The organism is Corynebacterium wankanglinii (assembly GCF_013601005.1).
GTDB classification, from domain to species: Bacteria; Actinomycetota; Actinomycetes; order Mycobacteriales; family Mycobacteriaceae; genus Corynebacterium; species Corynebacterium wankanglinii.
Genome location: NZ_JABFED010000001.1, coordinates 302,300 through 327,446 on the forward strand (window position 1 = coordinate 302,300; position 25,147 = coordinate 327,446).

Annotated in this window: 26 protein-coding genes and 3 pseudogenes; 21 read left to right on the forward strand and 8 right to left on the reverse strand. The window is 62.0% G+C overall.

Annotation, left to right across the window (positions count from 1 at the left end; translation table 11 throughout):
• Positions 1-29: 29 nt before the first annotated feature.
• From HMA55_RS01380 to HMA55_RS01390, 3 genes and pseudogenes are all read left to right on the forward strand, one after another.
• Positions 30-341 (forward strand): annotated as a pseudogene (locus HMA55_RS01380) (type II restriction endonuclease subunit M); the annotation flags it as partial.
• Between the two features lie 144 nt (positions 342-485).
• Positions 486-941, forward strand: coding sequence for a Trp family transcriptional regulator (locus HMA55_RS01385; protein WP_235961570.1), 456 nt, complete (start codon positions 486-488; stop codon positions 939-941).
• On the forward strand, positions 941-1,243 hold the full coding sequence (locus tag HMA55_RS01390; RefSeq protein WP_181191294.1) for an ATP-binding protein: 303 nt from the start codon (positions 941-943) through the stop codon (positions 1,241-1,243). The genes HMA55_RS01385 and HMA55_RS01390 overlap by 1 nt, the downstream gene beginning before the upstream one ends.
• Positions 1,244-1,292: 49 nt before the next feature.
• Here the strand turns inward: HMA55_RS01390 and HMA55_RS01395 are convergent, their stop codons facing one another.
• Positions 1,293-1,643, reverse strand: a complete 351-nt coding sequence (locus tag HMA55_RS01395; RefSeq protein ID WP_181191296.1) for an LbetaH domain-containing protein — start codon at positions 1,641-1,643, stop codon at positions 1,293-1,295.
• Between the two features lie 132 nt (positions 1,644-1,775).
• Between HMA55_RS01395 and HMA55_RS01400 the strand changes: the two genes are divergently transcribed.
• From HMA55_RS01400 to HMA55_RS01410, 3 genes and pseudogenes are all read left to right on the forward strand, one after another.
• Positions 1,776-3,770 (forward strand): KAP family P-loop NTPase fold protein, encoded by a 1,995-nt coding sequence (locus tag HMA55_RS01400; RefSeq protein WP_181191297.1) that lies wholly within the window; start codon positions 1,776-1,778, stop codon positions 3,768-3,770.
• A gap of 20 nt (positions 3,771-3,790) precedes the next feature.
• A complete protein-coding gene (locus HMA55_RS01405; RefSeq protein ID WP_219910303.1) occupies positions 3,791-4,342 on the forward strand; it encodes a DUF1643 domain-containing protein in 552 nt (183 codons plus the stop codon).
• Between the two features lie 121 nt (positions 4,343-4,463).
• Positions 4,464-4,760, forward strand: a pseudogene (locus tag HMA55_RS01410) (type II restriction endonuclease subunit M); the annotation flags it as partial.
• A 4-nt stretch (positions 4,761-4,764) separates the two neighbouring features.
• On the opposite strand, the gene HMA55_RS01415 reads toward HMA55_RS01410, so the two are convergent.
• Positions 4,765-5,526 carry a hypothetical protein gene (locus HMA55_RS01415; RefSeq protein ID WP_181191299.1) on the reverse strand — a complete coding sequence of 254 codons (762 nt, stop codon included), beginning with the start codon at positions 5,524-5,526 and terminating at the stop codon, positions 4,765-4,767.
• Positions 5,527-5,745: 219 nt separating this feature from the next.
• Here HMA55_RS01415 and HMA55_RS11265 point away from each other — a divergent pair, with 219 nt between their 5' ends.
• The 3 genes and pseudogenes from HMA55_RS11265 (at position 5,746) to HMA55_RS01425 (ending at position 8,169) form a co-directional block, all read left to right on the forward strand.
• Positions 5,746-6,069, forward strand: coding sequence for a hypothetical protein (locus tag HMA55_RS11265; protein WP_235961571.1), 324 nt, complete (start codon positions 5,746-5,748; stop codon positions 6,067-6,069).
• Positions 6,046-6,405, forward strand: a pseudogene (locus HMA55_RS11270) (3'-5' exonuclease); the annotation flags it as partial. The gene HMA55_RS11265 and the pseudogene HMA55_RS11270, both read left to right, overlap by 24 nt.
• Before the next feature lie 69 nt (positions 6,406-6,474).
• On the forward strand, positions 6,475-8,169 hold the full coding sequence (locus HMA55_RS01425; RefSeq protein ID WP_181191301.1) for a DUF262 domain-containing protein: 1,695 nt from the start codon (positions 6,475-6,477) through the stop codon (positions 8,167-8,169).
• 3 nt (positions 8,170-8,172) lie between these two features.
• Here the strand turns inward: HMA55_RS01425 and HMA55_RS11525 are convergent, their stop codons facing one another.
• Positions 8,173-8,388, reverse strand: coding sequence for a DUF4357 domain-containing protein (locus HMA55_RS11525; protein WP_374680600.1), 216 nt, complete (start codon positions 8,386-8,388; stop codon positions 8,173-8,175).
• A 223-nt stretch (positions 8,389-8,611) separates the two neighbouring features.
• Between HMA55_RS11525 and HMA55_RS01435 the strand changes: the two genes are divergently transcribed.
• The 7 genes from HMA55_RS01435 to HMA55_RS01465 all read left to right on the forward strand — a co-directional run bounded on the left by HMA55_RS01435 (position 8,612) and on the right by HMA55_RS01465 (position 12,570).
• On the forward strand, positions 8,612-8,998 hold the full coding sequence (locus HMA55_RS01435; RefSeq protein WP_181191303.1) for a hypothetical protein: 387 nt from the start codon (positions 8,612-8,614) through the stop codon (positions 8,996-8,998).
• Positions 8,999-9,221: 223 nt separating this feature from the next.
• Entirely contained in the window at positions 9,222-9,446 is a 225-nt protein-coding gene (locus HMA55_RS01440) for a helix-turn-helix transcriptional regulator (protein WP_181191304.1), read from the forward strand.
• 129 nt (positions 9,447-9,575) lie between these two features.
• Positions 9,576-9,770: a hypothetical protein gene (locus HMA55_RS01445; protein WP_181191305.1), complete on the forward strand. Its 195-nt coding sequence runs from the start codon at positions 9,576-9,578 to the stop codon at positions 9,768-9,770.
• A gap of 305 nt (positions 9,771-10,075) precedes the next feature.
• The gene (locus tag HMA55_RS01450) at positions 10,076-10,720 is read left to right on the forward strand and encodes a hypothetical protein (RefSeq protein ID WP_181191307.1); all 645 of its coding nucleotides are present in this window, start codon (positions 10,076-10,078) and stop codon (positions 10,718-10,720) included.
• 15 nt (positions 10,721-10,735) lie between these two features.
• Positions 10,736-10,954 carry a type II toxin-antitoxin system RelE/ParE family toxin gene (locus HMA55_RS01455; RefSeq protein WP_181191582.1) on the forward strand — a complete coding sequence of 73 codons (219 nt, stop codon included), beginning with the start codon at positions 10,736-10,738 and terminating at the stop codon, positions 10,952-10,954.
• A gap of 12 nt (positions 10,955-10,966) precedes the next feature.
• A complete protein-coding gene (locus tag HMA55_RS01460; RefSeq protein ID WP_181191308.1) occupies positions 10,967-11,302 on the forward strand; it encodes a helix-turn-helix transcriptional regulator in 336 nt (111 codons plus the stop codon).
• A gap of 113 nt (positions 11,303-11,415) precedes the next feature.
• Complete coding sequence (locus HMA55_RS01465) at positions 11,416-12,570, forward strand: Fic family protein (RefSeq protein WP_257802404.1); 1,155 nt, start codon at positions 11,416-11,418, stop codon at positions 12,568-12,570.
• A 10-nt stretch (positions 12,571-12,580) separates the two neighbouring features.
• On the opposite strand, the gene HMA55_RS01470 is transcribed toward HMA55_RS01465, so the two are convergent.
• Both HMA55_RS01470 and HMA55_RS01475 read right to left on the reverse strand, forming a co-directional pair.
• Positions 12,581-13,669 (reverse strand): CAP domain-containing protein, encoded by a 1,089-nt coding sequence (locus HMA55_RS01470; protein WP_181191311.1) that lies wholly within the window; start codon positions 13,667-13,669, stop codon positions 12,581-12,583.
• Positions 13,670-13,689: 20 nt separating this feature from the next.
• Positions 13,690-14,427: a hypothetical protein gene (locus tag HMA55_RS01475; protein ID WP_181191312.1), complete on the reverse strand. Its 738-nt coding sequence runs from the start codon at positions 14,425-14,427 to the stop codon at positions 13,690-13,692.
• 251 nt (positions 14,428-14,678) lie between these two features.
• On the opposite strand from HMA55_RS01475, the gene HMA55_RS01480 reads away from it, so the two are divergent.
• From HMA55_RS01480 to HMA55_RS01495, 4 genes are all read left to right on the forward strand, one after another.
• A complete protein-coding gene (locus HMA55_RS01480) occupies positions 14,679-16,040 on the forward strand; it encodes an SLC5/6 family protein (RefSeq protein ID WP_181191313.1) in 1,362 nt (453 codons plus the stop codon).
• A gap of 147 nt (positions 16,041-16,187) precedes the next feature.
• The gene (locus tag HMA55_RS01485; protein WP_181191315.1) at positions 16,188-17,498 is read left to right on the forward strand and encodes an inorganic phosphate transporter; all 1,311 of its coding nucleotides are present in this window, start codon (positions 16,188-16,190) and stop codon (positions 17,496-17,498) included.
• Between the two features lie 18 nt (positions 17,499-17,516).
• Positions 17,517-17,774: a hypothetical protein gene (locus HMA55_RS01490; RefSeq protein ID WP_181191317.1), complete on the forward strand. Its 258-nt coding sequence runs from the start codon at positions 17,517-17,519 to the stop codon at positions 17,772-17,774.
• A gap of 472 nt (positions 17,775-18,246) precedes the next feature.
• Positions 18,247-20,538 (forward strand): LamG-like jellyroll fold domain-containing protein, encoded by a 2,292-nt coding sequence (locus HMA55_RS01495; protein WP_181191319.1) that lies wholly within the window; start codon positions 18,247-18,249, stop codon positions 20,536-20,538.
• 56 nt (positions 20,539-20,594) lie between these two features.
• Here HMA55_RS01495 and HMA55_RS01500 read toward each other — a convergent pair whose 3' ends face one another.
• The 3 genes from HMA55_RS01500 to HMA55_RS01510 form a co-directional block, all read right to left on the reverse strand.
• Positions 20,595-20,753 (reverse strand): hypothetical protein, encoded by a 159-nt coding sequence (locus tag HMA55_RS01500; RefSeq protein ID WP_181191320.1) that lies wholly within the window; start codon positions 20,751-20,753, stop codon positions 20,595-20,597.
• Between the two features lie 89 nt (positions 20,754-20,842).
• A complete protein-coding gene (locus HMA55_RS01505) occupies positions 20,843-21,259 on the reverse strand; it encodes a DUF488 domain-containing protein (RefSeq protein WP_235961573.1) in 417 nt (138 codons plus the stop codon).
• Positions 21,260-21,383: 124 nt separating this feature from the next.
• The gene (locus HMA55_RS01510) at positions 21,384-21,836 is read right to left on the reverse strand and encodes a hypothetical protein (RefSeq protein ID WP_181191322.1); all 453 of its coding nucleotides are present in this window, start codon (positions 21,834-21,836) and stop codon (positions 21,384-21,386) included.
• Positions 21,837-22,153: 317 nt separating this feature from the next.
• On the opposite strand from HMA55_RS01510, the gene leuS reads away from it, so the two are divergent.
• Complete coding sequence (gene leuS / locus HMA55_RS01515) at positions 22,154-24,982, forward strand: leucine--tRNA ligase (protein ID WP_181191323.1); 2,829 nt, start codon at positions 22,154-22,156, stop codon at positions 24,980-24,982.
• The last annotated feature ends 165 nt before the right edge of the window (positions 24,983-25,147 follow it).

Here is a 25,147-nt window from a genome sequence, read left to right on the forward strand (position 1 = left end):
ACTTGGTCTGCAAAGAGCAAGTGGTGTCGGAGGAGGTCGTGGGGGAACCTTGGGACGTCGATACGCCTTTGCGTAAGGATGAGGAGCGGCGTGCTGCGCAGGTGGAGATTGATGCGATTGTGGCGTTGTCGTTGGGTGTGACGGCGGATGAGTTGTGCATGATTTATCGGACGCAGTTTCCGGTGATGCGGCGCTATGACCAGGAGGATCGGTTTGATGCGAATGGTCGGAAGGTGCCTAAGGAGATTGTGAAGGCTGATGCGAAGTTGAAGGACGGTGCGGAGTTGTCGGTGGCGGATCGGACGTGGGTGCATCCGCAGTCGGGTGTGGAGTACGTGTACTGTTGCGACCGGCTATTTGGTAGCGGTGTGGTGACTTTCGGGTAGCGGTTTAGTGGGTTTCCGGTAGCGGGGTTGGCGGTGGCGGGTGATGCTTTCGGTGGTTGCACCACAGGGGTGTAGCCGGTTACCGGAAGGAGTCCGCTGATGACGGATTACCGGGCGGTGATGAAGCTGCTTGTGCAGCAGCGTTCGTACCGCCAGATTGAACAACAGCTCGGGTGCTCGCACCGCGCGATTTCCCGGTCGAACCAGGTGCTTCGATCCCTCGGGATTCGCACCGTCGACCAGGTGTTGGTGCTGACGGATGATGAGCTCGGCGAGTTATTCGTAGATGGGCGCAGCACCGGCCAGGGCGAATTCGTCCCGATCGATTTCGATGCGGTGGTCAAAGCCCGCACGGGGCGTGACAAGCAGACACTGCAAGTGCTGTGGGCGCGCTACACCACCACACCTGCTTTACCCGGCCAGCTCCATTACAGCTACGACCGGTTTCGCCAGTTGGTGGCGTCCCATGTCGATGCGGCCGGTTTGACCGCACGCATCACCCACACTCCGGGGCACACCATGCAGGTGGATTGGGCAGGCACCAAGATGCAGTGATGCCGCTTGACGACCCAGCCCGGCTCAAACTCACCCGCGAGTTGATCAACGTCGATGTGTTAGTCCTCGACGACTTCCTCACCACCCCAGTCGATGCCGCCACCGCGCACCTGCTCTTCAACATTCTCTCCGAACGAGAAAGCAACCGATCAACGATCGTGACCTCACAGTTCACCCCGCAAGATTGGTACAGATCTATCCCGGACGCTGTCATCGCCGAGTCCATCCTCAACCGACTCATCGCCGGCGCCGAAATCATCACCCTCGAAGGACCAAACATGAGACTGGAAGCTAACCAGTAACACACAAAGCGCCTGAGCAGGGACCCGCTACCGGATCCCCACTCAAGCGCTACCACGAACTCACCACACCGCTACCATTTCGATCTTCTAAACACCCGAAGATGGTGTTCGCGCCGATGGTGATGGCGGCGATGTCGAGGATGACGTAATTGAAGTTCATGAAACAGCCGTCGCCGAAGGTGGTGTTCACGCCGTACTCGAGGTGTAGGGGCGCCCAGATCTGGGGCTTGGCTGAGGTGGGTGAGAACATGCGGGAGAGCAGGTCTGTTCCTTTCGCTGGGTCGGTGTTGACGAGCGCGTTGAACTCGCGGGTGAGTGTGAAGGTAGCGGCGTGTTGCGCGTTGGCGTCGTCGGAGCCGGGGATGTACCACTGGCCGGAGCGTCGCGTGTCCATGCTCATGGTGGGGAGGGTAGGGGGGTTGTTGTTTTGCGCTGCGGGGCTGTCCCAGTTGTGTTCGAATTACCTCACACCACTCCCATGGACGATCGGAGCTACCAGATGTCGAATTCCCGTGAACTACGACAGGGGTTAATGCGGTACCAGCTTGGGAGCCACCGCCCGGCGCCGGGCCGCTACGGAATCAGTGACCTCCCCCTAGATCCAAGGAACCTCGGCGGCGATGACGCTGAGGTTGAGGATGACTACGCGTCAGACAAGCTTCGTATCTCGAACTATTACGCCGGTTTGGCAGAGTTCATCGGAGGATGCGTTACCCCAATGACGGTTGCCGTCCAGGGGCCGTGGGGCTCGGGGAAGACTTCGGCGCTCTTTAGTGTCGAGAAGGCGCTGGCGGAAATGTCGCCGAAACGAACTGAAGTCTTCTACATCAATACCTGGCAGTACTCGGTGCTCGAATCGGGTGAGACCCTTGTCTTGTCTGTGTTGAAACGGATCATTTCTGACTTCACATTTGCGACGCAGCAAGCGGCCGCTAATGCCAGCGACGAAGAGGGGAAGGCGGTTCGCAGGGTACGGGCAGCTGCTGCGGCGGCAACTGGACTGATTTCAACTATCGCTTTCAACTCCGCAGCGCAATGGGCAAAAACTGCCGGATTGAGTATCTCGTCGGGTGATTTACGTGCCGCCTATGATGCTGCTTTCGGCAGTACCGAAGAAGGGGGCCGTGATGGCGCGCCGGTAGAGCTCTCCTCGGCCGATAGCATCCTCAACCTCCGTTTCGAGTTTGCCGAGATGGTGGACGCGTACTGCGATCTGCAGCGTATTGAAAAGGTTGTCTTCCTCATCGATGACCTCGACCGACTTGAGCCGTCCCGAGCTGTCGAGCTCATGGAAGTGTTCAAAATTCTCTTCGATGTGCAGAAGGCGGTGTTCGTTCTTGCGATCGACTTCGACATCGTGAAACTCGGCGTCACGCAAAAGTACTTCAGCATGGCGGGCCAGAATGGCGGGCGTGCCACCGATATCGATGAATGGAAGGCGCGGTCGTTCTTCGACAAGATCGTGCAGGTGCCGTTCAACATGCCGGTTGCCACGTACGACCCGACAGAATTGCTGAAGGATCAACTGCGGAAAATGTCGAAGGAGTCCGGCTCTGCAGCTGCTGAGATTCCGGACGATCAGGTGGATGCGTACGCATCGGCGGCGCGATATTCAGTCGGGGTGAACCCCCGTGCCATTAAACGCTTGTTCAATGCGTTTACCCTCACTCGTATTATCGCCGGTCAGGGAATGGAAGCGGACCCCAACCTATTCGGGATTTACCTCTTCATCTGTCTCGAGGTGGCCTACCCCGATGCGCACGCCTACGTGGCGAAGGCGATCGCGAGTGCAGACCAAGACGAAGCTGTTGCTATCCTGCAGCACCTCTTCTATGAATCGAACGACCTTGTGGACGAGGAGTTTGCGGACTTACACATTCCAGAGCCGCAGCAGGAGAATTTTATTAACTTTCTCCAGCTCATGGGAGAAAAGTTCTCTGTAATTGGTAAGCGGGCAGTGAATTTGAGTTCGCTTCAAGAATGCCTCCGCTTGTCGTCCGTGACATCCGTGAACGCAACCCCGACGCGCGAGATGAAGTCGAATCCCGGGTTTGCCACGGTCGAAGAGAAGTTGGCGGCCCGCAACTTCAACGACGCGGAGATTGCGGACGCGATGGTGGCCCGGTTTAAGGATCTGTTGGAAACAGACGCAGTGCGCTTCCCTCAGGGCGTCACCGTCGCACCACAGTCCGATCCGGGAACGAACTGGTTCTACGCGTACCTGGGGCAGGTTGATCACCTCGATTCTGCAGCGCGACGCACGGCCAAGACTCTGGCGAGGTTCTACCAAAACAAGCGAACGTTGCGGATTGGATTTGGGAAGAGAACAGGTGCCTGGGATGAGGTAGAGGAATATCTGCAATCCAGCGGGTTGCCGCAAAAGGGGCCAGAAGCTGGAGATTTCGGCTACAAGCTCGATGGGAAAGAGCACCGGTTCGAGATCGATGGGATCACAAAGGAAATCTCGCACGAAAACCTGGAACGCATCCTTGACGTCCTACAAATGGCTTACTCGAAAGCGAGGTAGCAACAATGGCGTGGACCAGAATGAGCGCGGTACTTTCCGACGATGGCCAGTACCGCTACCAACTTGAGCGGACGTGGGGTTTTGGCGACGCAGTTACATTTGTCATGCTTAACCCGTCTACAGCTGACGCGCGCAAAGACGACCGAACCATCAGACGGTGTCTCTCATATGCCCGTTCCTGGGGCTACGACGGGATTCGGGTGGTCAACCTTTACGCTCTGCGCTCGAGTGATCCGAAGATGCTCAAGACGGTTGCAGACCCGGTGGGTCCGGAGAACGACGCTTGGATTGCTCGCACATTGAGCGGATCGAACATGGTGGTGGCCGCTTGGGGTGAGCTGGCATCTGAGGAACGCGTGCAGGAGTTTCTGCAGTTGGTTCCAAAGGGCATGCCGATCCACGCACTGAAAACCATCTCGAATGACATGCCGGGGCATCCATTACGCCTAGCAGCGGATCTTAAGCCGTTTGTGTGGCGCGGCGGGAACGCATTGAGCTCCCTAGACGTTGACGGCAATTGGCTTATCGAAGAGGTACCGGATCTGCCATTGGATCCGATCCCGGAGATTTGAGCCTCGGTCGCTAAGTAGGATTCGGGTGACCAACGGTGGCATTTGGTTGGAAACTCTGGGGCGTCGATAAGCCTTAGTGAAACGATGGGGAGCGTTGGGCTGCGCAGGTGGGGATTGATGCGCGCTGTCGCTGGGTGTGACGGCGAAGGAGTTATGCATGATTTATCAGACGCAGTTTCCGGTGATGAGGCATTATGACCAGGAGGATCGGTTTGATGCGAATGACCGGTAGGTGCCGAAGGATGTGATGAAGTTGCAGGCAAAGTTGCGAGAGGGTGAGGAGTTGTCGGTGGCGGATCGGACGTGGGTGCATCCGCAGTCGGGGGTGGAGTACGTCTTTGAGTACCCGTTTAGGCAGCTGGATCGGGAGGCGGATATGCGGGAGGCGTACGCGCGGTTTGAGGGGATGGTGGGGTGAATGATCATTCGCTTCGCTTCCTCGCAGTACGGTCCTTGATAGACAAATTCATGTGGCGTTTACCGGCTGACTCGTTGTTATGTACAGCAGCCTTTCCGGTCTCAACTACATTTTCGATTTCTTGGTCCACTCGGAAGCTAACGGCCCGTTGGACAAGATTTGAGCGCCATGTGTGAAAGGATCGATCCAGTTCATCATTTAGCTCATTTTTGCGGAGATTCAGAGCATCCAATAACGACTGCGGGGCCGGAGATTCCCCTGAAGCGAGAGTGAGGTACTCCTGCGTAAGTTGATTGAATTCGCGAGTAAACCGTTCGCCCTCAATTTCTTGGCGATTCCCTAGTTCAACGAGTTCAGCGAATGCTTCTTCAATCGCCTCTTGAAAGCGTCGGATTGACGCCAATAGCGAATCGTCATCGGCCTCCAACCGTAGGCCTAGCGCTTCACCGCGCAAGTCCCCTAAGTAACGGTTAATGAAACCAGTTATTCGATTAACTTCTGCTTGAAGCTTCCGATTTCTCATCTCTGACTCCAGCCCTGCCCCGAGCATTTCGACGTTTGTAGCTTCCGACTCGAATACGCGCTCCAGAAGCAGAGTATGGCTTTCGTTGCAGTTTCGCGCAAAAGTGCCAAGAGCTTGGGAGAGTTGACGTCGCTGGGTTTCAAGCAATTGCAACCGCATTTGTACGTACGAAAACCATGCGCCAGCAAAGCCGCCGAGTAGGGCGGAGACTGCACCGATTATTGGGCCGATCAAGGTATCCATGCAACGAGGATGCTAGCCGATCAAAGTTTGAGTTTCCTGGGTGCGCGCAACCTCCCAAGGGTCATGGGAACGACCCATCCATACCTGACTAGGGTTAAACCTGCCACGTCAATCAAAGGGTGTGGGTGTCGTAATTTATTGTGCTGAAGTGGATATGGGGTCAGCATTCTGGACGATCGCTCCGCAGGAGGGGTCGAATCGATACCGCAGCCTAAAGTATTGTTCGATACGCTGCCCAAGTTCTTCTCCGGAAGGTTCCCATGCGAAGCCAACGCGCAACTGCTACCCAGCAAGGAGAACCTGGACTACGCGCTGCGCATCCTAGTCGGCGGCGACATGGAGTTCCTGGACGCGGAGGGTGATAAAGATTCCGTTGGGAAGTACCGCTCCGCACGGTCCGGCCCAGCGCCGATGATCATGACCGCGGCGTCCGAGGACGAGGAATTCGCCGTAGCCGCTGGCTTGATCAACGTGTGGCTAGAGGAAGCCGAGCGTGGGGCCGAGGAGGGCACGCACAAGGAGGTCCGCGTCGGGGTGATGTGACGCACCCGAGGCCAGCTCTCCCGCGTGGAGGCCGGACTTGCCGACCACGGCATCGACGCCGTGCAGACCAAAAACGCGGAACTGGCCTCCCACGAGCAGGTCAGTGTGATGACCATGCACGGCGCCAAAGGCATGGAGTTCACCCACGTAATCCTCATGGGCGTGGGCAAGGAGATCATGCCGCTGCGCTTCCGCCTGAAGAACCTGTCCGAGGAAGACGCCCGCGCCGCCCTGCAACGTGAGCGTTCGCTGCTGTACGTGGCGGCCTCGCGCGCCCGTGACGCGCTGGTGGTGACCACAGTCGGCGAGCGGTCGGAGCTGCTGCCGGAGGGTTAAGGGGTTTCGGCGCTAATACAATTACCGATAGGCGTACAGAGCCTGAATGAATTGCAGAGGAGCGGAAGCGTGGCGGGTGAACTAAACCGGATTGAAGCGAAAGAGATCAGCGTAGGCAAGCTTTTGCACTCCGGAGATTACGAGTTCGAGATCCCGGAGTACCAACGCCCGTACGCGTGGGGAGCTGAGGAAGCCCTCCAACTGTTGTCCGATCTGTCCGGTGCGTTGGAGCGTGACACAGATGAGCCGTATTTCCTCGGATCGATCGTGTTGGTCAAAGCCCCTGGCAGTCCGCGCTCTGAGGTCATTGACGGGCAGCAACGACTCACAACGTTGACGATCCTTCTGGCGCTATTGCGTGATCTCGTCGACAATCAGAGCTTGCAGCAGTCAATCCATAAGCTCATTGAGACCGAAGCGTTGGAATGGGACAACGTCCCATCTAAACCGCGTCTGCGCATTAGACCTCGAGACACTCGGTTCTTTCATGATTATGTGCAAACGACTGGTGCAACGCAGGAGCTCATCGGTCTGAGCGACAACGCTCCTGAGACCGATTCCCAAAAGAAGATCCGCAACAACGCACGGGCTCTGCATGAGGAACTCGCCGAGTGGGATCAAGAGCGGTTGACTCAGCTGTTCAAACTCATCGGAGGTCGCGCGTACCTCGTGACGGTGTCAACGCCGGACCTGAACAGCGCGTACCGGATCTTTTCTGTGATGAATGCCAGGGGCCTCCCGCTCTCTCCCCAGGACATTTTCAAATCCCAGGTGGTGGGCGCGATTGCTGACCATGAGAAGCAGCAGCATGCTGAGGTGTGGGAGAACCTCGAAGAGGAGCTCGGACGCAAAGAGTTCGGCGACTTGTTCTTGTACATCCGCGCCATTAAGTCCCGTACTCGCGCCGTAAAGGGGCTGCTGCAAGAGTTTCCGGACCAAGTGCTCAATGCATACTTGCCCGACAATGGGAAAGGCTTCATCCGCGAGGTGCTCGAGCCGTATGCGAAGGCAGACATCCGAATGCTTGCCCAGGATTCTCATGGTGATGATCCACGTTGGGAGGAGTTGAACAACTGGCTGAAACGGCTGGACCAGCTTGATAACGACGACTGGCGCCCGCCAGCCTTGTGGGCACTCAAAGAACACGGGGAAGACGTCGAATTCCTGGTGCAATTCATGTCCAAACTCGAACGATTGGCGGCAAGTATGCTGCTGCGGCGGGTCTATGCCACTCCACGCCAGCAGCGCTACATGGAGCTGCTGAAACAGCTCGTCGAGGGTGACGGCCTCCAAGCGGACGCATTCGAACTCACCGATGCCGAGCGAAGAGAGACGCTCGACCGCATCGACGGTGAGCTTTACCTGGCAACCCGCGTGCGCAAGTATGTTTTGCTGCGACTCGATTCGGTTCTCGCCCAGGACCCAGGCGCGTCATACGACCACCGCATCATCACTGTCGAGCATGTACTCCCCCAGACCCCTCCGCAGGAGAGTCAATGGACGCGAGACTTCTCCGAGGAGGACGCGGAGCAGTGGACGCACCGCCTAGGCAACTTGCTGCTGCTTAACCGCCGTTCCAACTCTCGAGCACAAAACTACGACTTCGCCGTGAAGAAGGACAAATACTTCACCTCTGATCAGGGAGTGGCGGTATTCGCCCTCACCACGCAAGTGCTGAAGGAACCCGTGTGGACACCTGAAGTTATCGCCGACCGTCAGAAATATCTGGTGGGGACTCTGGCGCGGGAGTGGGATTTGTCCTAAGGCTTAGTGTGTTTCGGTCGGTGGTGTGAGCGGGCCGATTGGCGCTGCCTGCTGGTCGGCTTCGTCGCGCTCGCGGTCTTCCCAAGCCGCCAACGTGGTAGTTGGTTCATCCTGCAGGTGCCACATCGTTCTGCCATTTGCTGAACCGCCCACCAGAAACGCCGCTGCGGCGGACGGACTGGTGAACTCCAAGTCTGAGGTCAGCGTGTTGTCTTGGATCTGGAAAGCTGCAGCGTTTTCGGGGAACCCATACGGTTGAGCGTAATCCGAAACTCAGGCTGACTCAGCTTGAGGTGGTGGAGGTCGTCGATGCGTCATCCCGTGCCGACTCCGCATTGCGCCGTGTGAGGCCTGCCGAGATTCGACAGTTGCGCAGCGCCATCAGTTAAGCCGGGGTCGGCAATGCCGAGATAAACTGTGGCGCGGGAGATAGAGTGCTCCTATGAAAAAGTTTCCTCTCCTTGCTGCAACAGCAGTACTACTCATCACAACACTGTCCGCGCCTGCTGCTAACGCCGAGCTGACCCCAACTGAGCGGGACCAGTTCCGCACCGATCCCGTCGGGGCGATCGCTTGGCAAGCTATTAAGGGCTCTTCGGAATACGTGCGCGCCGATGGCAACACCATGATGGCCGCGTCCTTCTTCTCCATGACTTCGCCCGGGGAGAGTATCGGCCTGCCAGCCCTGGAGAACTGCGCCGAGCGCGTCGGCTCCTCTTCGCCGGCAGGCGGTGTGCGCTACGTGGCGGCAGCCCTGTGCGCAACCTTCGACCCGAATGCCCGCAGTCAGGTGCAGCGCGGTGACTTTGGCTACGCGCCGCTGGGCTAAGCCGGTGCGTAGATAGGCAGATCGCTGCGTGTATGCGGCCGAGACCACCCTGCGAGCTTGCCCTCGGCGGAACGAACGTGCCGATCTGAAATTGAGGGCGCGTGCCTCCGAGTCGGAGCGAACACACCGAAATGCGCTGTTTTGCGCTAACCTCACGGCCTATAGGAACAGATTCGGTGCGAACGTTTCGTAACAGCATACGGTCAGCGAGGAGACGTGACACGTGGACATAGAGGCACTCGGCAGCTTTGTGCGCGCCCAGCGTAAGGAGCGGAGGCTGACCCAACTGGAGGTCGCCGAGCTTGCCGACGTGTCGGACCGGTTCCTTCGGGAGCTGGAGCACGGTAAGCCGACGGCCGAGATTGGCAAGGTGATCGACGTTCTTGCCGTGCTCGGGTGCGACCTTGAACCCGTCGTGCATAGAGCTGACGAGCTGGGGCGATTTTGAGCGTCGCCCCTTGCGGACTCCACATTGCGGACAAGTGGGTACGCACCAACTGTTTGAGGCCGGCAAGTTTTGAAACTGCCGGACATGGAGCTATTGCCTGAAGCGTTGACGCTCAATAGCGTCTTCGGCATGAGCACCTCCACCAATCTCTCCTCGAATATTTTCGAGGCAGCCAAGCTGGCGGCTGAGAAGAGCGACCTCCGTCAGGTACTGGGGCGGTCTGGCGAATCGGCGGGGTCAAATGCTGCGGGTGAGCTACCTGCGTTCGACTGCGGTGGGCCGCCATTGGTCGATCTCGATGACAAGGACGCAGACTGGCTCTAACAACTCCGCATTGCGGACAATTGGGTCTACACCAACTGTTTGGGGTGGCGACCTTTGGTACGTCGATAGGCAAATGTCCACTGAAATGAGCACTCGAGGGGCTGTGCTGGTGTGAGGGACCGCCTACGCTGCCGGGCATGGGGATGAAAACTTGGAAAATTGGGGCCAAGGCGGCGGGAACGCACGTTGGGGGCCGGGTTGTTGTTGCGAACCGTTTCGGTGAGATTGACGGTTCCGGGCGGGAGCTTGGGCAAGCGGTTGTCGCCGGGCTGAATCGAGCAGCCAGAAAGTGTCGTCTGGTCAGTATGAAGCAGCCGGAAACCGGTGAGGTGGCTGAGAACCTCGCAGGCATTGTCTTGATGGCTGGCTTGCCGCTGCTGCTGATGCGGCAAGCGACAACCGTCGAATCAGCGGGTTCGGCGGCCAGGTTGATGGTGGATATCAGCGGGGAGGCGCTCGCGCAGGAACCGCGGTTTGTAGGCGTATACGGGCTAGCGATCTCCGCCCGGGAATGCGCCGACGCCGGCCGTCTGGACATGATGGGGCCGCTTTGCGACACCATCTCCAGCGTGTTGCCGAAACCTCTCTCCCACGTGGGCGAAGCGGATCGCGCGATGCGGGTGGAAATCCGGGAGGTTGAGTTCCCCGAACCTAGCGCTGCATTGGCTGGTGACGGACTGGCGGAGATGGGCCTGAACTACAAATGCAGCGAGGTAGATGGCAGCGAGATCGGTGAAGATTCCGGCTCAGCGTACTTCCCGCTGCCACTGTTTGCGCCGGGGACGGCGGAACCGCGCGTGGTTTTGGAGATGTGGGTCGATGGCTTGCAAGTGATCGTGGACCTGGAAGCGAAGCGTGCGGGATACGGTGCCCTTCGGGACATGGTGTACGCCGTGGAGGAGGTAGTAGACCGACACCGGTTCAACAGTTGGGGGACGCAGCCCGCGTAGGGGCGGGGCCCTGAGATTACGCGTGCCTACCGCCGAAAAATACAGATTCTCGCTGCTGCTCGAGACGAACAAGATTTGCGGAGAGTGAAATCTTTGCACTTGGAGCGGCTGCAAGGAAACCGTTCAGGTACTTCATCAATCCGGATAACCAAGCAATTTCGTCTTGTTATTCGATTTGAAACTGGCGAAGATGGACGCATCGCAGTCGTTATTGAATTGGTTGACTACCACTGACGGAGGTGAACAATGGCTATTCAGCCCTTGGCAGAAGCGTTCCCGATGGGAGATTTCCTCGCGGAGGAACTGGAGGAACGTGGTTGGACCGAAGCCGATTTCGCCGTGATCATGGGCCGGCCGACGCGCTTCGTTGAAGAGCTTATCTCGGGTGAGCGGGAGCTTACGCGGGAATCCGCCGAGCTGGTCGGGGCAGCGCTTGGTACTTCGGCAGAGCTATGGCTCAATCTGCAGGACACGTATTTGGCATGGAGACAATCCCACGACGAGAAAACTCAGGCGAGCCTTGCCGCTGTGAGAGAAAGGGCTCGCCACCGCGAGTTGGCTGACTTGCGCAAGGCGCAGTAGCCAGGGCTGACTGCCCAGGCACCGCTTTAGCCGTCGATAAGTTTGGCAGTTGCGGGCAACCACCAAAGATAACCGCATAAGTTTGGTAGTCTCCCCGTATGAGGTGGCCACGGGTGGAAACTGAGACACTGCCGTGGTCGCCTGCGCCTGGTACTTACCCGCGGCGGGCGGTGAAGAGGATGCCGCGCGAGTACGAGGCAGCGGTGGTGCCGATGATTGCGAACCAGCAGCTCACGCTCACCGAAGTCACTCGTGCGCTGGTAGAACGGGCGACGGTGGAGGCCGTGCGGTTTGATACGACAGACGCGCACCGCGTTGTCCCCTTCACCCCGCTGCTACTACGCAGTGAATCAACGGCATCCAGCCGTATTGAGCAGCTCACCTCGTCCGCACGCAAGGTTCTGGAGGCGGAGGCCACTGGTCGCGGACGGGGAAATGCGGCGCTGATTGCTGCCAACACACGCCAGATGGAGGCCGCCGTGGCGCGGGCTCGCGCGAATGTGGACGGCATTGTGGAGATGCATCAGATCCTGCTTGCGGATTCTGCTCCGGAGATCGCGGGTGTGTTGCGGGGCGCCCAGGTGTGGATCGGCGGCAGTGACTACTCCCCAGCTGGGGCGATGTTCGTGCCACCCCACCAGCGTCACCTGACGGAGCTGATGGTGGACCTCGGCGAGTTCATGGCGCGCGACGACCTTCCGGCGCTCGCCCAGGCGGCGATCGCGCACGCGCAGTTTGAGACAATCCACCCGTTCGCCGACGGCAACGGACGTACGGGCCGCGCGCTTGTGCATGTGGTATTGCGGGAGCGAGGCTTGACGACGAGCTCCGCCCTCCCCCTGTCCGCCGGTCTCCTCACCGACACGGCCGCATACTTCGCCGCGCTCGACGCCTACCGCGGCGGCGACGTGGACCGGATAGTGCAGCTGTTCGCCCGCGCCGCCATCGACGTCGCCGAGCGCGGATCATGGCTGGCGGCGGAGCTTGTCGCAGTGCGTGAAGAGTGGAACGAGCAGCTCACCGCCCGCGCGGACGCGCTGGCGTGGCGCGTGCTCGACCTCCTGCTGCAGCGGCCCGTGTTGACCACGGCCGCGGTGTCCACGGAGTTTGGTGTGTCAGCGGAGACGGCGCGTAATGCTTTGGACAGGCTAGAGGCCGACGGCATTGTCATCTCCGCGCAGCTGGATAAGCGCCAGCGCGGGTGGCGTTCCCCCGACGTGCTCGCGTTGCTCGACGAGTTTGCCGAGGCGTCAGGCCGCCGCGGCTAACCGCCTACTGCTACGGCAGCTGGATTCCTAGCTGCGGGGCCAGCGCCACCACGCCGATGCCCACGACGGCCAGCGCGGCGAGCACGCCGAGCACCACTGCCGCGGTGTTGGTTTCGGTGGTGGTGAACTGGGCGACGGTCGGGCGCTGCGCGGCCACGCGTGCGACCTCAGCTCCGGCTTCGGCGGCGGCGTCTTCCGCCTCGTCCAAGGCCTGCTGCGTGTTGCCGTAGCTCAGGTACGCATCCTCCGATTCCTGCTCGGCCTCGGCGAGGTGCTCCTTCGCTGCGGCGATATCAGCTTCGAGCTTCTCGCGGTCCACCGACTTCGCCCACTCCAGCTCCTCGGCTGCGGCGTCGAGGGCTGCCTGGGCGGCGGTGACGTCGCCGGAAAGTGCGGCGGCCTCCTCCGACAGGCGGTCGCGTCGCGCTTCGGCGGTGTGCTGGGCGGAGCTTGCGTCGTTAAGCTGCCTGCGCGCACCGGCGAGGGCCTCCTGCGCGGCGATGTCGCGCTCGGTCTGCGCCGCCACCTGCGCATCCAGCGTGCGCTTGGCCTCGACGTGCTCCGCACGCTCCGCCGCATAGTCGTGGGAGACCTGCACGGCCAGTGCGCGCGGGGTTGACCTGGACACGGATTCGATGGCGCCCCGGTTGAGGCTGCCGTAGCTGGGGTTGGCTGCCTTGCGGTCGTTGAGATCCACGGTCAGCGGCGCAATGCCGAGCGTCTCGCGCGCACCGGTGGAGACGTAGAAGCCCTTGCCGCTGGCCTTGGCCTTCCTCGAACCGGCGTCCGGGCCGAGCAGGAAGTAGCCGTCCGGGGTGCCGAGCTTGTAAAACTGCATGATGGCAAACGCCGTGCCGTCGGCGGCGGTGCGCACGCCCACGCCGATGCCGGTGACGTCGGAGGCGAGCATGCCCTCGTTGTGCCCGGATGTGGAATCGCGCCAGGAGGTGAAGTAGTCCTCGGCAAGGTGCGCCGAGTCCGCGCGCGTGGCGGTAGCCGGTGTGACGCTGGGCCAGCCGAGCCAGTCGTACGTGGCGTTCTCGCCGCTGAAGCCGTAGTCCTCGAACTTGGCGTGGCGCAGCACGTTCTTCGGATCCATGCCACGGTTCACGTCGGCGGCTAGCACACCGCTCCAGTCGCGGGCGTTGTCGTTGAAACGTCGTGGCTGACCAGCGGGTGCATGCCGTGGCGCGCGCGGTACTCGTTGGTGATCTCCACCACCGCGTCCGCGACCAGCCGCTCCCAGTCCTCCTGGGTGTAGTCTGCGCCCGCGGCCTCGCGCGCATCAATGTCCGCGAGCGCGTCCTCGGCAGCTTTCTGCTGTGCCTTGAGGTTGTCCAGCTGCTCCCGGGCACCCTGGGCGGCGGCCGCCCTCTCGTCTGCGGTGGCCTGCGCTTTTGCGGTCGCGTCCGCCCGCTCGCGCGCCGCCTCCTCCGCGCGTGTCAGCTCTGCTTCCTTGGCCGCGTGGGCTTCGTGTGCGGCCTCCAATGCGCGCTGCGCCTTATCGACGTCAAGCTGACGCCCCTCCACGTCCGCCCGCTCTAACTGCCCCTCCAGGCGCTCCACCTCGCTTCGTGCGGACTCCACCTGGGCGTCCGCTTTTGCTAGCTCGGCGCGGGCGGAGTCGCGCTGGGATTGCGCTGCCTTCGTGTCCTGCTCGGCTTTGGTGAGGGAGGCGGATGCGGCGTCGAAAAGCGGCTGCCACTTCGCGGTGGCTTCGTCGAAACCCTGCTGGTTGACGGTACTGGTGGAGCTACCGGAGGACTGCGCCTCGGCGGCGGGGAGATGAACGGTGCTGACGGCGAGCGCGCAGGCCAGCGCGGCGGGTGCGATGCGGGAACGTGAAATAGATGTCACTATAAGCCCAGGATTGCGCGGCGGCGGGGTTACGGGCGACTATCTCCCGATCTAGTGGGTGCTCCAGCACAGATGGTGAACGGCAGATGGTGAATTCCCGTTAAAACGGCGGAGATTCACCATCGGGCTTTCACCCTCTGCGTGCTAGGCGGCGCATGCGAGGGCCGGGCAGCTAAACGGCATAAGTTGCATGGAAGGAAGTGTGGGAAACCGGAGGGACGTCGATAGGCAACTGGCTAACATAAACTCCTATGACTGACGGCCAGCTACCTGAGCAACACAGCGAGGAGCACCTCAAGCTCTCCCGCGCGGAGTTCGACCGGGACAACCTGTCGGACGCGGACATCGAGCAGATCAAGGAGCAGCGCGAAGGCAAGGAACCAGACGGATCGTTCATGCGTTGGGTGATCACGCTGTTCGGCACCGGGGTGGGCGCGGGCATCCTGTTTTTGCCCATCAATGCCGGCAGCTTCGGTTTTTGGCCGCTGGTGATTGCCACGCTGCTGATCGGTCCGATGGTGTTCTTCTCCCACCGCACGTACGCGCGCATTGTCTCCGCCTCGCCGGTGAAGGGGATGGACGTGCTGCAGGTGATCACCGCGCTGACGGGCCGTAAACGAGGGTTCGCGTCCGCCGTGCTGTATTGGTTGGGCATCTACCCCACGGTGCTCATCTACGCCATCTCCATCACCAACACGCTGGACAGCTTCATTGTGAACCAGATGGGCGGGGCGCAGGTGAGCCGGTTGGTGCTTGCGGTCGTGGCAGTCGGGATCATGACCTTGGCGTATGCGCTGGGCAAGCGCGTGACCCTGTGGCTGGCCAGCGCGCTGGTCTACCCGCTGATCATCGCGTTGGCGGCGGTGTCGCTGTATCTCATCCCCTCCTGGGATGTGGCGGGTTTCCGCTCCTATGAGTCCTCCTACCCCGTGTGGCAGGGGCTGCTGCTGATCCTGCCGGTGCTGGTGTTTTCCTTCAGCCACATGGCGGCGCTGAGCCAGTTTGCGCTGGACACGCAGAAGAAGATGGACGGCGACGTCTCCGCTACGGAACGCGAGGTGTCCAAGGTTGAGCTGGTCACGGCAATTCTTTTGGTCACGTTCACCATGTTCTTCGTGTGGTCGTGTGCGCTGTCGCTGGGTGCGGACGGCATGGACGCCGCCCGCGAGCAGAACGTACCGGTGCTGTCCTACCTGGCCAACGAGACGGACAAGCCGTTCATGGCTTGGATGAGCCCAATCATCGCGATCGCGGCCATCATCACCTCATACTTTGGCCATCTGCTGGGTACGGAGGAAGGGACTGCGTACCTGCTGCGGGGGATAGCGCCGAACTTCGCATCTCGCTTCTCGACGACGAGCCTTCGGTGGGCCATCACCATCTTCGTCCTCGTCACCGCTGTGATCGCAGCGGTGTTGAACCCGTCGATCTTGGACATGATCTCCGTGGTCGGTGGCATCTTCGTGGCGTTTTTGGTCTACATCATGCCGGTGTTGCTGTTCCACAAAGCCACGGCGTTCAAGCATTACGCGCGCAGGCCGGACACGATCTTCGTGTTTGTGGTCGGGCTGGTGATCATGGCCGTGACAGTGTGGGACATGGTCGCGGGGTAGGCGACGATGTACAAAAGATGAATTTCTGGTGCTACCAACGTCATGTGCACAGCTAGTTGGCGGCAGCGCCAGTTCTACGTATGACCAAAAGGTGAACTTTTACTTCCGCCAGCTTCCATTCTGTTAACGCAGGGCATAATTTTCCGCGTGAGCATCACCATCCTCCTCGTCCTCATCATCGTCGTTGCGTTGTTCTTCGACTTCACTAACGGTTTCCATGACACTGCGAACGCGATGGCTACCTCCATCGCTACCGGTGCGCTCAAGCCCAAAGTGGCTGTGGCGCTCGCCGGTTTCCTTAACCTCGTCGGCGCTTTCCTTTCCGTTGCCGTGGCCAAGACGGTCGCGGGCGGGATTGTGAAGCTCGACGTCTTCGACCTCAACGACACGCTCGACTCCGAGCGTCTCCTCCTCGTGGTGTTTGCCGGCCTGGCCGGCGGCATCATGTGGAACCTCTTTACCTGGCTTTTCGGCATCCCGTCGTCGTCCTCCCACGCGCTGTTCGGTGGCTTGATCGGCGCGGCTATCGCCGCCATCGGCTTCGACGGCGTGGTCTGGGGCGGCGTGCTGGACAAGATCATTCTCCCGGCGCTGTTCGCCCCGTTCGTCGCGGGCTTGATCGCCGCGATCGGCACCTGGCTGGTATATAAGCTCACCGCTAACGCCGAGAAGGAGCACCGCGACAACTACTTCCGCTGGGGCCAGATCGGCACCGCCTCCCTGGTCGCACTCGCCCACGGCACCTCGGATGCGCAGAAGACCATGGGTGTGATCTTCCTGGCTATGGTTGCCGCCGGCCAGTTCGGCTCGGATCATCCAATGCCGTTCTGGATCCAGCTCGCCTGCGCGCTAGCCATCGCTATCGGCACCTACTCTGGCGGCTTCCGTGTGATCCGCACCCTGGGCAAGGGCCTGGTGGAAATCCACCCGCCGCAGGGCATGGCCGCGGAGACGTCCTCCGCCGCGATCATCCTCACCTCGTCCCACCTGGGTATGGCGCTATCCACCACCCACGTGGCCACCGGCTCCATCCTCGGCTCCGGTCTGACTGGCCCGAAGGGCGAGGTCCGCTGGGGCGTTGCCGGCCGCATGGCTCTCGCCTGGATCACCACCCTTCCCATCGCGGCACTAGTGTCCTTCGTCACCTGGTGGATCGGCCACTGGGCAGCTGAGCTGGGCGGGGACCTGCTGTGGGGAGGCGTAGCCCTGGCGCTGATCATCTTCATCGGCGGCGGCTACATGTTCTGGCAGGCTTCCCAGAAGCCGGTGCACAAGGACAACGTCAACGATGACTGGGACGGCGGCTCCAAGTCCCCGGCCCACACGACCGGCGGCGCCCAGCAGTCCGAAAACACCCACCGCGACTCCGGCGAGCCCGCCGACTTCGTGGACACCTCCCGCGGCTTGGCTCCCCACGGTTCCACCGCGGTCACCGACCACCACCACCCGCGCGGCTAGCCGGAAAGGACACCTACCATGCTTGAACTGCTGCAATCCCTGTTCATGGTCACCGCTGTGGGCATCTTGCTCGGCGCTGGCCTTCCGGCCCTGTTCTCCCTGAGCATCCATTTCCTCTCCCCCGCGGGCGACGGCTCCGCGCCTTCAACAGGCCGCCGCGTAATCGGCTGGATCTTCCTGGTCATCGTCCTGGTGGCGGTTGTCGCCGCCATCCTGCTCATTGCTCGCGAGCGCATTGAGTACTTCACCGGCTGGGATCCGTACCCCTTCCTCTAACTGTTTGCTGTAGTGCCGGGCCCTGACCCCTCAGGGCCCGGTTTTTGCTATCTGTGCTCCTATTATGGGCTCGGATCAATCGTTGGTGTTGACAAACTATTTGCCCGAACCTAGAGTTACCGCAAGTTGAACGGAAGGTAAACAACCTTCCCCGGTAATGAAAGGAGGTGGGCCATGAAGGGCTTCATCGAGAACATCCGCGCGTGGTTCCGCGACGAGGAGCGTGGCATCGCGTCGCTGAGTGACCTCTCCCCGCTCGCCGTGCTCCCGCACGTGGACGCGCGCTCGTAGATTGCGAGTGTCAACTTAGCCCGCCAGACCGCAGTTCGGTCTGGCGGGCTTTGTGTGCTGGGTGGGCGCGGGCGAAGCTGACGTCGTAAAGCATAAGCTTCACCTGAAATTCACCGGTGCGAAACCTGAGGGAGATACGTTTTCAGCTGCACACAGCACCCCTGAACAATAAAGGACCCCCATGCGCAAGCACCTCGCCGCCGCCACCGCCCTCGCCCTGCTCACCCCGCTGACCCAGCTGGCCCTGCCCACCGCCCACGCGGAGGACTTGGCCTCTCGCTTTACCCTCGGCGTCATGCCGGACACCCAGTTCTACGCCCGCTACGGCACCGAGGCCGCTGGCGACATCTTCGGCGACCGCTACGGTTCCAACCCGTACGATGCGCAAACCGAATTCCTCGCCGCAAACCACGACAAGCTGGGCACGCAGTTTGTCACCCACCTCGGCGACGTGGTGGACCAGCCGGACGACCGCGCCAGCTGGGACATCGCAGACCGCGCGATGAAGAAGCTGGAAGACGCCGGGGTGAACTACTCCGTCCTGCCCGGCAACCACGACCTGACCATGTTCAGCGACAATTCCGCGTTCAACGAGTATTTCCCGGAGGAGCGCGCGAAGAAGAACTCCACCTACATGGGCCGCACCTCATCTACCGGTATCTACGAGCGCGGCACCGGCGACAAGTACAGCTTCCCCGGCCAGAGCGTGGAATCCGAATACCACATCTTCGAGGCCGAGGGCCAGAAGTACCTGGTGCTCGCGCTGGGCTTCCGGGCTAACGACGACACCCTCGACTGGGCGCAGGACGTCATCGACGCCCACCCGGAGCTGCCGGTGATCCTCACCGCGCACGAAATCTCCGGCATAGGCGGCGACGGCTCCACCTACTTCACCGAGGAGTACGGCCAGCACCTCTGGGACAAGCTGATCCGCAAAAACGACCAGATCTTCCTCACCATTGCTGGCCACCATCACGGTGCGGGCTACCACGTGGAGAAGAACGACGCAGGCCACGACGTGATCAACATCCTGCAGGACTACCAGATGGCCTACCTGGGCGGCAACGGCCTGATGGGGCAGCTGCAGTTCGACCTGAGCCACAACCAGCTGGAGATGGTTGCCTACTCGCCGTGGGTGAAAGACAAAAAGTACGAGCAGCTCACTTCCTTCGACCACCTGATCATGGACGGCAAGGGCGACTCCTACACCGTCGACTTCAACTTCGCCGAGCGTTTTAAGGCCTTCGCCCCGGACTTCGAGGCCGGCGACGCCAACGACCCGGACTACAACGAGGCACTCAAGCAGACACTCACCGACGGCTACAAGGCGTACGAGGTTACCGAGAAAGACAAGCCGAAAAACGAGCAGGACTACGCGCACGTTGACGGCACCGTGGTGCACTGGCGCCCGGGCCAGACCGAAGTCGAGGGCAAGCTGCTTAACGACGGCGATTCCGCCCCCGCCGGCGCCGTCATCCCCGACGTCGCTCGCGGCGACGACATGACCCGTGTGCGCCACCGCGTCGGCGCAGGCGCAGACGCCGTGACCTTCTCCGCCGACAAACACCCCCTGTCCTCCGACCGCGGCTCCCTGCAGTGGAAGGACCCGAAGTACAAGCACTCCACCGCCTGGTTCGAAACCGCGACCGGTGCGGCCATCAACTCCGAAGAGTTCGAGAACGGCTACACCGTGGAAGCCTTCCTCAAACTCGACGACGACTGGAACGCCGACAACAACAAGTGGTCCAATGCCCTGATCCGCGACGCCTCCGGCACCATCACCCACCCAGAGGACGAGGACGGCGATCCGATCCAGATGCTCGGCGTATCCAGCCTGCGCGAGCTACGCTGGTACTCCTACGGCGACAACGGCAAGGGCTTTTCCAACTGGACCCACGAGGTGCCGAAGGGCAAGTGGATGCACATCGCAGTGGTCAATGACCCGGCCGACAAGTCAGTGACCATGTACGTGGACGGCTCCCCCATCCTGCGCGACGGCTACGGCCCGCTGGGCATGGGCGGCAACGGAGACAAGTGGCTGCTGGGCACCTCCGCCTGGGACAACGATAAAGTCGACGGCTGGTTCGGCAACATCGGCGAGATCCGCATGGTGGACCACCCGATCGGCCCCGACCAGTGGCTCACCGCCCGCGGCGCTGCCCCGGCACCGACCACCACCCCGGCAACCACCACTACGACGGCTGCGCCGGCGACGACGACCGTGCAGGTACCGACCCCTGTGGTCAGCACTGTGACCACCACGGTGCCCACGACTGTGGCGACCACCGTCACCGCCGAGCCGGAGGCCGCAGGTTCCTCCGACAGCTCTTCCAACGTCGGCAGCAGCATCGGCGCCTTCACCGGCGGCGTCCTCGTCGGCGCGCTCGGCCTGATTATTGCCATGCTTGCCGGGATGGGCGGCTCCATCCAATGGCTGCTGGACCAGGTGCGCCCGTACCTGCCTCAGATGTAGGTTCGCGGCCTAGACCTCGCGCCGCTCGATCCTGCTGCGGCGCGGGCGCAGAGCTGCTAGCGGCCCAGCTCCGGCAGCTGGGTCATGCCGGTCTGCACAACGTAGTTCGCGATCAGCCCCAGCACGGCGAGCACAACACCGGCGATGATGCCGGCCTTGACGCCTGTATCCAGCGGCTCAGAGGCGTAGTTCTCGCCGTCCAGGCATGCCTGCACCGCCTGAGTGTTGTTGGCCTTCTACTGCGCTGCGGTGGCGGAGGAGCCGAATGGGCGTGGCCATCTGGCAGATGTTCGCGGGGTAGAACCTAGAGGTGCACGACCTCAAAGTCCCCCTTCTCGGCGAGGTACTCCGCGGCCACAGAGCGGTGGCACACGGCGGGGTCGGGCTCTGAGCAGAGGAGAGCGGAGCCGTCGATAAGCTTGGGCATCTTGCGCTCGGCGAACTCGGTGCGTAACTGCTCCGCGAAATCGTCGAACGGCAGGCCCTCCTTGCGGTAGGAGCGCATGAGGTCCTCGCTGGGCGCGAGCGCCAGCTCGTGGGAGTAGCCGATGCCCGCGATGGTGTCGAGGAACCACGGCAGGTCCGACTGCTTGGTAAATCCGGCGAGCTGGTTCGTGTTGTGCCGCCGGATATCCACGACCTGGGTTACGCCGTTTTCCCGCAGGATGTCGAAGAACTCCTCCGCGGTCTTCTTGCTGTAGCCGATGGTGTAGAGCCGCATACCCGCGACTGTAGCGGGTTGCGGACTCCGCATTGCGGACAATTCCGGGTGGACCAACTATTGGTGTTGGCCAACGAAAGGCGGCCGCCCCGTGAAACGGGCGCGGCCGTAGGAATCCGCGGAATTAGCGCGGCATGAACTGCTGGATCATCGGCTGGACGAACGGAGCAGCCGCGGAACCGATCGCCACCAGGGCGACGGCGATGGTGCCGATGATGATGCCGGCCTTCTCGCTGTCGCTCATCGGCTGGGACTGGTAGTTCTTGCCCTCGATGCAGGCCTGAACAGCCTCAGCATTGTTGGCGGCCGCCATGGTCTCAGCGTCGGAGGAGCCGAATGCCTCGCCCACGTCGGAAGAGGTGCGAACCAGGCCGACGTTTTCCGCGGTGAACTTCGCAAACCTCTGGTCGTTCTTGATCTTCAGCCGCGGAACGGAGCCGCTGCCCTGGCCTCCGTCCAAGCGGAGGTTGCAGGTGAGGCTGCCGTTAGACATGGTGTTGGACGCAGCCTCGGCCGGGACGGTGGCGACGGACAGGGTCATGGTGGCGGCCAGGGCGGCTGCGGCGAACTTCTTCACAGGAAAACTCCTAGTCTGTGACAGGTGGATGACAGTGTCAGTTGTGAATATATCCGCGCGCGTACAGGTGCCACTCGCCGGGGGTGGACTGCGGGGTTACGGGCGTTTCGTGCGCACGATTTGACATGCGCGCATTCGCATAGGCTCGCGACCTGCGCTGATAAAGTTGGACGGCCGGCCTAAATGTCAGATCGTGCGCAAAAGGGCAGCGCCACCACACCGCCACCACGCCACCAACACCGCCAACGCCCCGCCGTTGCGGTGGCGGGGCCGGAGGTGCGTCGAGAAGCAAAGGCCCTTAACTACACTGCATAACCATGACTGAGGCGACCCCGCACCGCTATACGGCCGAGCTGGCCAACGACATCGAGCAGAAGTGGCAGGCGTACTGGCGCGACAACCAGACGTTTTATGCCCCCAACCCGGTGGGCGATCTTGCCACCGGGGCCGAGCTCCCGGACAACAAGCTCAACGTCCAGGACATGTTCCCCTACCCCTCCGGCGTCGGCCTGCACGTGGGCCACCCGCTGAGCTACATCGCCACCGATGTCTACGCGCGCTACAACCGCATGCTGGGCAAGAACGTGCTGCACACGCTGGGTTACGACGCCTTCGGTCTGCCCGCCGAGCAGTACGCGATCCAGACCGGCACGCACCCGCGCGTGACCACGGAGGCGAACATCGCCAACATGCGCCGGCAGCTGGCCATGCTGGGCCTGGGCCACGACCCGCGCCGCTCCGTGGCCACCACCGACCCCGAGTTTTACAAGTGGACGCAGTGGATCTTCCTGCAGATCTACAACGCGTGGTTCGACGAGGAGCAGCAGAAGGCCCGCCCGATCGAGGACCTGGTCAAGGACCTCCTGTCCGGTAAGCGTCAGACGAAGGACGGCCGTAACTTCCGCGACCTGACCACGGAGGAGAAGCACGAGGCCATCGACGAGTTCCGCCTGGTGTACCTCTCCGACTCCATGGTGAACTGGTGCCCGGGCCTGGGCACGGTGCTGGCCAACGAGGAGGTCACCGCCGACGGCCGCTCGGAGCGCGGCAACTACCCCGTCTTCCGCAAGCGCCTGCGCCAGTGGATGATGCGCATCACCGACTACTCGGACCGTCTGCTCGACGACCTTGACCTGCTTCAATGGCCGGAGAAGGTCAAGAGCATGCAGCGCAACTGGATCGGCCGTTCGCGCGGCGCGGAGGTGTCGTTCGCCTCCCCCGCCGGCGGCATCGAGGTCTTCACCACCCGCCCGGACACGCTGTTCGGCGCGAGCTACGTGGTGCTCGCGCCTGAGCATCCGCTTGTCGACGACCTGACGGCCCCCTCCTACCCCTCCGACGTGGACGCCCGCTGGACCGGCGGTGCGGCCACCCCGCGCGAGGCTGTGGACGCCTACCGCGCAGCCATCGCCGCGAAGTCCGACGTGGAGCGCCAGGAGAACAAGGAAAAGACCGGCGTGTTCCTGGGCTCGTACGCAGTGAACCCGGTCAGCGGCGAGGAGGTGCCCGTCTTTATCGCGGACTACGTGCTCACCGGCTACGGCACCGGCGCGATCATGGCGGTGCCGGCGCACGACGAGCGCGACTACGAGTTCGCCACCGTCTTCGGCCTGCCCATTACCCCGGTGTTGGACGGGGACGTCTCCGAAGCCGCCTTCACCGGCGACGAGGTGCACATCAACTCGGCGAACGCCGACGGCCTGGACTTGAACGGCCTGGGCAAGCAAGAAGCCATCGATCAGGCCATCTCTTGGCTCCGCGACGAAGGAGCAGGCCAAGAGAAGATCCAGTACAAGCTGCGCGACTGGCTGTTCGCCCGCCAGCGCTACTGGGGCGAGCCGTTCCCGATTGTCTACGACGAGTCTGGCCAGGCGCACGGCCTGCCCGAGGACATGCTGCCGGTGGAGTTGCCGCAGGTGGAGGACTACAACCCCGTGGCCTTCGACCCGAACGACGCCGATTCCGAGCCCGCGCCGCCGCTGGCGAAGGCCACCGACTGGGTCGAGGTGGAGCTGGACCTGGGCCACGGCAAGCAGAAGTACTACCGCGACACGAACGTCATGCCGCAGTGGGCCGGCTCCTCCTGGTACCAGCTGCGCTACATCGACCCTACTAATGCTGGCGCATTAGTAGATATTCGAAATGAGGAGTACTGGACGGGCCCGCGCCCCGAGGAGCACGGCGCGAACGACCCGGGCGGCGTGGACCTCTACGTCGGCGGCGTCGAGCACGCGGTGCTGCACCTGCTCTACGCCCGCTTCTGGCACAAGGTGCTCTACGACCTTGGTTTTGTCACCTCCAAGGAGCCGTACCGCCGCCTGTTCAACCAGGGCTACATCCAGGCCTACGCCTACACCGACTCCCGCGGCGTGTACGTCCCGGCCGCCGAGGTGGAGGAAAAGGACGGCAAGTTCTTCTACAACGGCGCCGAGGTCAACCGCGAGTACGGCAAGATGGGCAAGTCCCTGAAAAACGCCGTCGCCCCCGACGAAGTGGTGGGCGAGTACGGTGCTGACACGCTGCGCGTCTACGAGATGTCCATGGGGCCGTTGGACACCTCCCGCCCGTGGGCCACGAAGGACGTCGTCGGTGCGCACCGCTTCCTGCAGCGCCTGTGGCGTTTGGCTGTCGACGAAGCCTCCGGCGAGGCCGCCGTGGTGGACGCCGACCTGACCGACGAGGACTTGAAGCAGCTCCACCGCACCATCGCGGGCGTGCGCGACGACTACGCCAACCTGCGTGACAACACCGTGGCCGCCAAGCTCATCGAGTACGTCAACTACCTGACCAAGACCTACCCCAACGGCGCCCCGCGCGACGCCGTGGAGCCGCTAGTGCAGATGGTCTCGCCGCTGGCGCCGCACATCGCCGAGGAGCTGTGGTCGATTTTGGGCCACACCGAGACGATCACTTTCGAGCCCTTCCCGGAGTTCGACGAGCAGTGGCTTGTCGACGACACCGTGGAAGTCCCCGTCCAGATCAACGGCAAGGTCAAGGCGCGCATCGACGTCGCCGCCGACGCCACCAAGGACGACCTCGAGGCCGCAGCACTTGCCGACGAGCGGGTTGCCGGCCTGGTGGACGGCAAGACTGTGGTGAAGGTCATCGCCGTCCCGGGCCGCATGGTGAACCTGGTGGTGAAGTAGGGCCCGGCGACACCCCGTTGCGGAATAGTTCACGAGGCGGGGCGCTTCGGCTGAACTATTTTTGCGGCGGGATCCGTCAGCCGGGGTGCCCCTCCACCGCCCCGGCCTGTGACGGGTGTGGCTGTTACTATCCCGAGTGAAAAGCTTCGACAACCGCAAAGGATG

Coding starts and splice junctions, on each gene's coding strand:
- HMA55_RS01385 (WP_235961570.1), top strand. CDS start 486: ATGACGGATTACCGGGCGGTGATGAAGCTGCTTGTGCAGCAGCGTTCG.
- HMA55_RS01390 (WP_181191294.1), top strand. CDS start 941: ATGCCGCTTGACGACCCAGCCCGGCTCAAACTCACCCGCGAGTTGATC.
- HMA55_RS01395 (WP_181191296.1), bottom strand. CDS start 1,643: ATGAGCATGGACACGCGACGCTCCGGCCAGTGGTACATCCCCGGCTCC.
- HMA55_RS01400 (WP_181191297.1), top strand. CDS start 1,776: ATGCGGTACCAGCTTGGGAGCCACCGCCCGGCGCCGGGCCGCTACGGA.
- HMA55_RS01405 (WP_219910303.1), top strand. CDS start 3,791: ATGAGCGCGGTACTTTCCGACGATGGCCAGTACCGCTACCAACTTGAG.
- HMA55_RS01415 (WP_181191299.1), bottom strand. CDS start 5,526: ATGGATACCTTGATCGGCCCAATAATCGGTGCAGTCTCCGCCCTACTC.
- HMA55_RS01435 (WP_181191303.1), top strand. CDS start 8,612: ATGAAAAAGTTTCCTCTCCTTGCTGCAACAGCAGTACTACTCATCACA.
- HMA55_RS01445 (WP_181191305.1), top strand. CDS start 9,576: ATGAGCACCTCCACCAATCTCTCCTCGAATATTTTCGAGGCAGCCAAG.
- HMA55_RS01450 (WP_181191307.1), top strand. CDS start 10,076: ATGAAGCAGCCGGAAACCGGTGAGGTGGCTGAGAACCTCGCAGGCATT.
- HMA55_RS01460 (WP_181191308.1), top strand. CDS start 10,967: ATGGCTATTCAGCCCTTGGCAGAAGCGTTCCCGATGGGAGATTTCCTC.
- HMA55_RS01470 (WP_181191311.1), bottom strand. CDS start 13,669: ATGGATCCGAAGAACGTGCTGCGCCACGCCAAGTTCGAGGACTACGGC.
- HMA55_RS01480 (WP_181191313.1), top strand. CDS start 14,679: ATGACTGACGGCCAGCTACCTGAGCAACACAGCGAGGAGCACCTCAAG.
- HMA55_RS01490 (WP_181191317.1), top strand. CDS start 17,517: ATGCTTGAACTGCTGCAATCCCTGTTCATGGTCACCGCTGTGGGCATC.
- HMA55_RS01495 (WP_181191319.1), top strand. CDS start 18,247: ATGCGCAAGCACCTCGCCGCCGCCACCGCCCTCGCCCTGCTCACCCCG.
- HMA55_RS01505 (WP_235961573.1), bottom strand. CDS start 21,259: ATGCGGCTCTACACCATCGGCTACAGCAAGAAGACCGCGGAGGAGTTC.
- leuS (WP_181191323.1), top strand. CDS start 22,154: ATGACTGAGGCGACCCCGCACCGCTATACGGCCGAGCTGGCCAACGAC.